The 8,333-nt window shown below is 64.6% G+C and carries 10 protein-coding genes; 6 read left to right on the top strand and 4 right to left on the bottom strand.

From position 1 onward, the window contains the following. On the top strand, positions 1-558 hold a 558-nt coding region (locus tag E8A12_RS18550), incomplete at its 5' end, for a TetR/AcrR family transcriptional regulator (protein WP_293371585.1). A gap of 216 nt (positions 559-774) precedes the next feature. After that, complete coding sequence (locus E8A12_RS18545; RefSeq protein WP_293371583.1) at positions 775-1,581, top strand: FkbM family methyltransferase; 807 nt, start codon at positions 775-777, stop codon at positions 1,579-1,581. Positions 1,582-1,695: 114 nt separating this feature from the next. Here E8A12_RS18545 and E8A12_RS18540 read toward each other — a convergent pair whose 3' ends face one another. After that, entirely contained in the window at positions 1,696-3,291 is a 1,596-nt protein-coding gene (locus E8A12_RS18540) for a glycosyltransferase family 4 protein (protein ID WP_293371581.1), read from the bottom strand. A 160-nt stretch (positions 3,292-3,451) separates the two neighbouring features. Next, positions 3,452-4,825 carry a hypothetical protein gene (locus tag E8A12_RS18535; RefSeq protein ID WP_293371579.1) on the bottom strand — a complete coding sequence of 458 codons (1,374 nt, stop codon included), beginning with the start codon at positions 4,823-4,825 and terminating at the stop codon, positions 3,452-3,454. Between the two features lie 214 nt (positions 4,826-5,039). On the opposite strand from E8A12_RS18535, the gene E8A12_RS18530 reads away from it, so the two are divergent. After that, complete coding sequence (locus E8A12_RS18530) at positions 5,040-5,627, top strand: hypothetical protein (protein ID WP_293371577.1); 588 nt, start codon at positions 5,040-5,042, stop codon at positions 5,625-5,627. Positions 5,628-5,920: 293 nt separating this feature from the next. Here E8A12_RS18530 and E8A12_RS18525 read toward each other — a convergent pair whose 3' ends face one another. Then, complete coding sequence (locus E8A12_RS18525; protein WP_293371575.1) at positions 5,921-6,691, bottom strand: PEPxxWA-CTERM sorting domain-containing protein; 771 nt, start codon at positions 6,689-6,691, stop codon at positions 5,921-5,923. Between the two features lie 147 nt (positions 6,692-6,838). On the opposite strand from E8A12_RS18525, the gene E8A12_RS18520 reads away from it, so the two are divergent. The 3 genes from E8A12_RS18520 to E8A12_RS18510 all read left to right on the top strand — a co-directional run bounded on the left by E8A12_RS18520 (position 6,839) and on the right by E8A12_RS18510 (position 7,644). Further along, positions 6,839-7,075: a helix-turn-helix domain-containing protein gene (locus E8A12_RS18520; protein ID WP_293371573.1), complete on the top strand. Its 237-nt coding sequence runs from the start codon at positions 6,839-6,841 to the stop codon at positions 7,073-7,075. Positions 7,076-7,093: 18 nt separating this feature from the next. Then, positions 7,094-7,402 carry a TetR family transcriptional regulator C-terminal domain-containing protein gene (locus tag E8A12_RS18515; protein ID WP_293371571.1) on the top strand — a complete coding sequence of 103 codons (309 nt, stop codon included), beginning with the start codon at positions 7,094-7,096 and terminating at the stop codon, positions 7,400-7,402. Positions 7,403-7,473: 71 nt separating this feature from the next. Beyond that, entirely contained in the window at positions 7,474-7,644 is a 171-nt protein-coding gene (locus E8A12_RS18510) for a hypothetical protein (protein WP_293371569.1), read from the top strand. 28 nt (positions 7,645-7,672) lie between these two features. On the opposite strand, the gene E8A12_RS18505 is transcribed toward E8A12_RS18510, so the two are convergent. Beyond that, on the bottom strand, positions 7,673-8,333 hold a 661-nt coding region (locus E8A12_RS18505), incomplete at its 5' end, for an HAD-IIB family hydrolase (protein WP_293371567.1).

Below are 8,333 nucleotides of genomic sequence, written 5' to 3'. Positions count from 1 at the left end.
GCCGCGGTCGCCCTGGTCTCCGAAGAGGGGGTGAGCGCCAGCACGTTCGAGGCGATCGCGCGTCGGAGCGGCTACAGCCGCGGCCTGGTCGGACAGCGGTTCGGCTCGAAGCTGGGCCTGATCGAGGCGGTGATCACCTATCTGCACGGCGGTCGGGAAAGCTTCGCCGAGGGCGGAAAGCTCGACGGGCTGACAGGCCTGGAGGCGATCCTCATCTATGCCGACCACTACATTCAGAGGCTTTCGCACATGGGCGAGGTGCAGGCCTACTTCCGCCTCCTGGCCTGGGCGGTGGCGGACATCTCGACCTTCCGCTCGGTCTTCGCCACCGAGCACGACCGCATCGGCCGGCGTTTCGAAGGCTGGATTCGGCAAGGTCAAGCGGCAGGACAGATCCGGGCGGACCTGGACGCCGCCGCGGCCGCCCTGATGGTCGGCAGCCAATTGCTGGGGCTCTCGATCCAGGTGCTGATCGACCCGACGATGGACCTCAGCCCGATCCGCGCCACCTATCTGGAGACGCTGCGCCAGGCCTTCTCCGCAAACGGCGGCCATTGACTGCAGGACGTTGTCACCGCCTGCAGTTCGATCGGATTTCCGATTGGGCGGAGGCCGTCAGCGCAGATCAAATTGGGTCGCCGTCCGCGCTGGTGCGAGGATACCGACCAGATCAACGCGCCTCAAGAGGCGCTTCAGAAGTCGCACGATGACGGAAATGATGGCGAAAGGGTCATTCCGAACAATAGACGTTGGGTGACACCCATCGGAGCCGCCATGCGCCAACCCATCGTTCAAACGTATCCGACGCGATCCGGTCCAATGTTGGCTCTGAGAACCGATTTCTACATAGCGCGATCGCTCGAACTGTATGGCGAGTACTGCCCTGAGGAATGGCGCATGCTCAAACAGTTGATCCGCCCCGGCATGACCGTGGCGGAGATCGGCGCCAACATTGGTGCGCACAGCGTGGATATCGCCAGAGCCTGCGCGCCCGGCGCCTTTTACGCATTCGAGCCGCAACCCCGGATTTTTCAAATCCTCTGCGCCAATCTCGCGCTCAACGACATCAACAACGCCTTCGCCTACGCCGAAGGCTGCGGCGAGGCGGAGGGTGAAGCTGTTGTCCCGGTTGTCGACTACACTTCACAGGGCAACTTTGGCGGCTTGTCGCTGCAGCCTGTCGGAGAGCAAGGGCACAAGGTTCGGGTCCGAACGCTCGACAGTCTGGACCTTCAGGCCTGCGGCCTGCTGAAGGTGGACGTCGAGGGATTCGAGCCTCAGGTGCTACGCGGCGCGCGTCGCACGGTCGAGCGCTGCCGACCCGCGATCTATATCGAGAACGATCGCTCGGCACAGCAGCAGGAGGTGATCTCGCTGGTGGCGGAGATGGGCTACCGACTCTACTGGCACACGCCTCCCCTCTTCGATCCCGCAAATTTCAATCGCGTGCAGGAGGACATTTTTGGCCATGTTGTGTCCGTGAACATGCTCTGCATCCCGGACGAACGCGGCACCCAGGTCCACGGCCTTCAGCAGATCGATCCGGCGAACTGGACGTCTCCGATCCGGCTCCGGCGTTGAGCCGAGCGATTTGCTTTTCCGTTGCGCAATTGTCGGGCGTCTCACACCATCGTGCAGTCGCTGGAGCAGATGGTGGCTAACTTCCGCGTGACCACTCCGCCTGGGTGGCGCCCGCTATGATCCGAGCGCGAGCACGCCAAGTTTGGCCAAGCGCACTACAACCTCGAGAAGCGGCAGCTCGGGCATTCTGATGGCGTTGGACAGATCTCCGACGGTGCTCGGCCCGGCCCGCATCGCATTTCGAACCGTCTCGTAGATCGGTGGATCAACGTTCCAGCCGGGAAAGGCGCGGCGCGCGATGATGGCCTTGTAGGCCTCCACGTCCAGATCGAACGCGAGAGAGACGCTGGTCGCGGCGGTGACGTGGTGCGTCGAATAGCTGGCGAAGGTCTCGAACGGCCCCATGTGGTCGGCGCCACTCCTCGGAGCCTGGCCGAGCCAAGCCTTGGTGTCAGCCCGCGTCTGCGCCGCCCGTCGGATCGCAGATTGTTCCGCCCAAAGCGACTGGTAGCTGCGGAACACAACCGACCAGTCGAATGTGGTCCTTGCCCGCTCCTGTCCCGCCGCTCCCAGCCGCCGGCGCACATCAGGGCTCGCAACCAACTCGCGCAAACGCGCGATAAGGGCCTTCATATCAACCGCCACGGCCGTGTTGGCTCGGTACAGGTAGGCTTCGTAGCTATTCAGCCCGCTTTCATAGTCGCTCGCGATGGCCTCGCCGCCCCCGGGAGATGGCGCCCAGGTCGGGACCCGGAACCCATCGATTCCGTCGCGGACCGTATCGCGGTAGCCGTTCCAGTCGCTGACCAGGGCGGGAAGCCCGGCGGCCATTGCCTCCAGAGGGGTCAGGCCGAAGGTTTCCTGAATGCTATCGGCAAGCGAGACGAAGAAGTCGGCGGCCCCCCAGACCGACCGATAGCTGGCAGCGTCCTTGCCGTCCACGAAGATGACCCGCACGTCCGGACATGTGGCCGCGGCTTCGGCTTCGAAAGCGGCTGCGATGGTGGGATTATAGGCTTGGCCCGCCATGAGGAGGACCAATGGCTGCCCCCCCTCGACCGCGACCGCTTGCAGCGCGCGGAAGGTCGGGTAAGGGTGCGCTTTGCCGCCGATCGACAGGCGGCCGGCGCAGAGCGCGACAACATCGCTCGCCGCAAGCCCGAAGCGCGCCCGCGCAGCTTCGCGGTCGGGCGCCGAGAAGTCGAAATCCGCCGTATGTACGCCCAAGGGTATGACTGGCAGCAGCGGGAGCGCCGGAACCGCCGCCAGCCCGGTCCGCCATCTCAGGTAGTCCGCCTCGTGGTCCAGCACAGCCGAGACCACTGACAGCGCCGCGCGCGAGGTGCAGACGAGGGCGTCCCAAGGCATCACCGGCTCAGTGACGATCTTGGCGATGGCGTCCAGGGTGGTGTGGGTGGCGAGCGTGTGGGTCACACCGCAGAGGCTATACGCAGCTGGACCGACCCTTAGCCTCTGGCGCGCCATCGGACCGAGAACCTGATCGGGGCGGTAGAGCAGGCCGTTCTGGGCCAACAGGTCCAGGCGCTGCGCCGATATCCATTCGACCGGCGCATGTGGGTCCATAGATGCAACCGTTCGGCGAAATATCGCCGCCGACGCGCTGAACGGCGTAAACGCGGTGACCGGACCCTCGCCCCGTGCCGCGACGGCGGCTCGTAGAAAGCCATTGCCTGCGGATTGCCGGCCCATGAGCCAGTCGCCCTTGGGGAGATACCCGTCTGGTTCGAAGACTATGACGGGCGTCATCTGGCCCGATGGACGCAGCTATTGACCTCGGAAGCTGCAGCATGCCGGCGAGTCATGGGCGCAAAGCTGTTGGGGTCTGTGATCTGCTGGAGCGGGCGCAACGTCATGCGAGGAGCCGGCTGATTTCAGCGCGGAGCTCGGCCATGTTGGCTTCGACCCGGCTCTTGTAGCGGACCACCGCGTCACGATCGACGTCGAAGAACCTGTCCTCGTCGTAGGTGCGGCCAAAGATGTCGTAGAGTTGTGAGCGGAACTTTCCTGAGTTGACCTGGCTGCCGGCGGTCTCCCTCTGCTCCTGGTATCGGACCTGGTCCGCGCTCGTGAGCGCGCACAGCATGGGGTGGAGCCGTGCGGTTGTGACGCGGCGATAGGACTGGATCTGCTGGATCACACGGTCGAGCGACAGATCCTTGGATCTGAAATCCGCTGGGATCACCAGATTGCGATCGCGCGTCGGGGTGGCCATCGGAAAGGCGGAAATCAGGAAGTCGCCCAGGTGCCGGACGTTCTTGCGGCCGCGACCGAAGGCCTCGATGTCTTCCTCGTAGCGCGCCCACCAGGTCGTCAGATTTGAAAGGAGGGCGTCGAACAGGGCCGGGTCGATCCACTCGCGGTATTGATGGCGGTACTGGGTCCCGAAGACGCCAAGGGTGTGCGGCGCGGACTCGACGAGCCGCTGCAGTTGCGGCTTGGCGATGGGCGGGGCGTTCAGGCTGTTGCCGATGCCGATGATCACCAGATCGAAGGACTCGTCGAACAGGCTCCACGGGTTGATCGTCGCATGAGTGACGACGGCGTTCGCAGGTAGCAGGCTGTTGATGACGTGGAAGCCGAGGCGATCTCCGAAATTCGGGTCGTTATAGTACGAGACGACGGCAACCCTCCGGGCGACGATAGGCAATCGCGCCGAGGCGCTGTCGTCAGGCTCCCACTTGAATATGTCCTGCAGCGGATCGATTTCCTGGCGGCACGCCAGGCGAAAGCCCGCCTGCCGCATCAGCGCCAGAAGGTCCGCGAAATCGAAACTGTTGATCCATCCCTGCAAGGCTCGGTCCATTTGTGGCCGGCGATCGGTGATCGAATAGCTGCACACCAGCGGACGATTGAACGCTCGGACTTTCAACAGGAGGTCCAGGGGCGTTCTGATATATTCCAGCACGCCCAGCATGGTGACGACGTCGGCGTCCACGCCTTCGGGGAATTCGCCCCGATTGAGGTCGCAAACGATCGTCCGCTCGTCGCGCCTTACCAGATCGCAGGGAAGGTAGCTGCAGCCCTCGGGCAACGCCTGCTCAAGGTCCATAGCCCCGGCGCCTAAATCCAGGACGGACGCATAGGCGGGAATCATCTGAGCCGCCAGGTTCGCCCGATGGGCCCACTGCGGCGAGAACGATTCGGGCCGGGACCAACGCTCGATGTCTGTTTCACCCGCAGCCACCAGGAGCCGACGGCGTTCGATCTCGTCCTTCTCGGTCATGGCGCTGGAGACTGGTTTCCCTACCCGACATCTCCACTCGCACAACAGGTGTGAGATGACCATGCGGGGACGAGGGTACTCATCGGATGGCCTTCCCTTGCGCGTGGATCCTCTCGACGACCTTCCGCACGCCGATATCGATTGATCCGCGAGCACCAGACGAGGACGCTCTGAATCGGGGCAAGTCGGGCCTCGTTAGAAGGGGTGATGGCGCGTGGGCCAGCTGCATACCGAACCGCTGTCAGGCTTCGTCAAGTTCCTGCAGGCTCGCTACGCCTTACAGTCGTTCGTGGAGACGGGCACCTACAAGGGCGACGCGACAGAATTTGCCACCGCCATATTCCCGAATGTCATGTCGATCGAGGTTGACCCTGGGTGCCATCGAATGGCGGCCGAACGTCTCCACATGACGACGGCGCGCCTGATTCTGGGCGATTCGCGGCAGGAGCTGCCGCGCGTGGTCGCTGGCCTGAGTGGGCCAGCCCTCTTTTGGCTGGATGGCCACGCCGGAGGGGGATTCCATGGTGACCAGGACAATTGCCCTCTGCTTGAAGAGCTTGCCGCGATCGCAGACTCGCCCTTCGAGCATTTCGTCCTGATCGATGATGCCCGAGCCTTTCTCGCCCCACCGCCGCCGCCGTTCGACGCGGATAGATGGCCGAATCTAGCTGAGGTGTTGGGGGAGATTCGTCGCTGCATCCCATACTACTGCGTCGCAATAATGGACGTGCTGATCTGTGCGCCCCCCGAAGCAAAGGATTACGTCCGGGCTTTCTGTAACCGGGTTCGGCCACGCATCTGAATGGGCCTCACCGCTGCTGCGCCCTCGGACGCCCCGATATCAACCGCCGACCTCGCAAAGAAGCACGAGCCTGGTGCGGCTACCTCGACCCGGCGAACTCACCATCAAACGGAGCTGGCAATGCGATGATCCAACCGTGCTTGACTGGGAGCCGCGATAGAGAAGCGGACATTGGCTTAGACTCCGAAATCGGACGCGGCAGACGTCAATTCCCGGGGCAGCGGATTCGGAGTCGACTTTTGCAGTGCCGCTGATCCTGCGACCGGCGGCGCTTCACGTTCAGCCCTGATGTCTTAGGCGATGACCAACGATCGGCGACGGCGCAGGACCGCGCCAGTCGTCCCGAATCCCAGGATCATCAGCGCCCATCCCGCGGGTTCCGGCACGCCGGGAGGGGCCGTCGGGTTGACGATGAGGTCGTTCGGAACGCTGAAGTCCAGGCCTGCGCCGCTCTGCTGGCGGTCGGCGTAGAACAGTTCGAAGTTATGCGAGCCGGCTGTCAGGTCGACGTTGGCGTTCGCCGAGCCATCCGTGCCGCCTTGCCCATGGATGCCACCCAACAACACAGCGGCCGTGCCGTCGATGAAAAGCAGGGCGTCGTCGTCCGCGCTGAGCGAGAAATCGATCGTCTGCTCGGTGTTCAGGTTGAACGAGCCGGAGAAGATCGCGGTCATGAAGCCATTGGCGTCATTCCCGTGGCCAGCCGGATAGAAGCTGCCGTTGCTATAGCTGTTGCCGGTGATCACCTGAGTGCCGGCGGAGACCACGCCGGGGCTGGTCGCGCTCGCAGCGGACGGGGTCCACCAGGTCAGCTCCTGGGTGGCCGGGTTGAGGTCCTGCAGCGTCGGGGACGAGGCGGGGTTGAACACCGGCAGGCCGTCCGGGCCCAGTGTGGTCATCACTTCGTTGTGGTTGGCGAAGCAGCAGATGGTCGGCCCGAAGTCGCGGCCATCCGCCTGGGCGGTGAAGAACTGCGCCAGCATATCGGCGCGGGCGGCGGTGGAGGCCGTTACGGCGCCCATGGCGAGGCCGGCCAGAAGCACTGCACGAAGGGCCTTACGCATGTTCATCTCCAAGACTAGGTTCGCCGAACACTCTTATCCCGCGGCGACAGGTAGGGAAGTCCATTCGCTCGCGAGGCGAGTGCGCAGAAAACGAATGGGCCGCGCCGGACCCAGGCGGAGCGGCGCGACGAGTCCGAGCGGGGCCTGGTGAAGGCCGCGGTCGCCCTGGTCTCCGAAGAGGGGGTGAGCGCCAGCACGTTCGAGGCGATCGCGCGTCGGAGCGGCTACAGCCGCGGCCTGATCGGACAGCGGTTCGGCTCGAAGCTGGGCCTGATCGAGGCAGTGATCGCCTATCTGCACGACGGGCGGGAGAGCTTCGCGGACGCCGGAAAGCTCGACGGCATGCCCGGCCTGGAGGCAATGCTCGCCTATGCCGACCATTAGCTCCAGAGGCTCTCGCACATGGGCGAGGTCCAGGCCTACTTCCGGCTGCCGTCTCGGGCGGTGGCAGACATCTCGGCGTTCCGGACGGTGTTCGCCGCCGAGCACGACCGCATCCGCGGCCGCTTCGAAGGCCGGATCAGACAGGGTCAGGCGGAACGTCAGATCCGGACGGATCTGGATCCCACCGCAGCCGCCCTGATGATCGGCAGCCAATTGCTTGGGCTCTCGATCCAGGTGCTGATCGACCCGGCGATGGACCTCAGCCCGATCCGCGCCACCTATCTGGCGACGCTGCGCCAGGCCTTCTCCCCAAACGGCGGCCGTTGACGGCGGCGTCGCCACGCCGTCTTACCGCCCCAACCGAGATGTGAGTCTAGGACCGGACCTGAAAGGTTACCATGAAGCAGCTGAGCAAGTTCGCGATCGAAGTCCGGGAGACCGACTTCGTGCTGCGGCTGACCGACGATGAGGGTGAGGTGGTCGAATTCGCGACTTCGGCTGATCAGCTCGATCTGGTGATCGACGCCTTCAACGATCTGATGGCGGAGGCCCTTGACGACGAGGACTGAGGCCCGGCGGTCCGAGGGACCGATCGGGTCAATGGTGTTGCGGCATCGGCAGGATGAAGCGGTCCACAGCCTTGGCGAAACCGTCCGCCGTGTTGGCGGCGGTCGTCAGTTGGGCGGCGCCCCGCACGTCGGGCGGCGCCTGGCCCATCGCAATGGCGAGGCCGGCGACCCGGAACATCGCCACGTCGTTGCGCATATCGCCGATGACGGCGGTGTTGGCGAGCGGCACGCCGGCATGCTCGCAGATGGCGCGAACAGCTCGACCCTTGTCGGCGCCCGGCGGCGTGATGTCGAGATAGTAGGGCTGCGAGCGCAGCGCATTGGCGTCCCCGCCGATCTGCGCCTGCATTTCCCGTTCGACCGCCGCCAGATGGTCATGGTCGTCGGAGACGCCGACGATCTTGTCGATCCGTGCGAGCACGTCGTCGAAGTCTCCGACCACGGTGGGACCGAACCCCAGCGCGCGGCGCTCGCGTTCGACCTCCGCTCCGTTTGGATCCAACAGGCGCCAGGCGTCGTCGGCGAATACCCAGGTTTCGACCTGTCTCGCCGCGAGTAGCGAGAGAGCCGTTTGCGCCACGGCGGCGGTCAGCCGGTTCGCCGAAATGGTCTGAAAGTCAGGCCCGACAAGACTGCCGCCGTTGAAGGCCGCAAACGGCAGGCGGACGTCCAGCGCGGTGGCGAGCGCC

Source organism: Phenylobacterium sp., from assembly GCF_004799395.1.
GTDB lineage: Bacteria > Pseudomonadota > Alphaproteobacteria > Caulobacterales > Caulobacteraceae > Phenylobacterium.
Note: the sequence above shows the minus strand (reverse complement) of the source record. Positions and strands in the feature narration are given on the sequence as shown.

Coding starts and splice junctions, on each gene's coding strand:
- E8A12_RS18545 (WP_293371583.1), top strand. CDS start 775: ATGCGCCAACCCATCGTTCAAACGTATCCGACGCGATCCGGTCCAATG.
- E8A12_RS18535 (WP_293371579.1), bottom strand. CDS start 4,825: ATGACCGAGAAGGACGAGATCGAACGCCGTCGGCTCCTGGTGGCTGCG.
- E8A12_RS18510 (WP_293371569.1), top strand. CDS start 7,474: ATGAAGCAGCTGAGCAAGTTCGCGATCGAAGTCCGGGAGACCGACTTC.
- E8A12_RS18525 (WP_293371575.1), bottom strand. CDS start 6,691: ATGCGTAAGGCCCTTCGTGCAGTGCTTCTGGCCGGCCTCGCCATGGGC.
- E8A12_RS18540 (WP_293371581.1), bottom strand. CDS start 3,291: ATGGGCCGGCAATCCGCAGGCAATGGCTTTCTACGAGCCGCCGTCGCG.
- E8A12_RS18515 (WP_293371571.1), top strand. CDS start 7,094: ATGGGCGAGGTCCAGGCCTACTTCCGGCTGCCGTCTCGGGCGGTGGCA.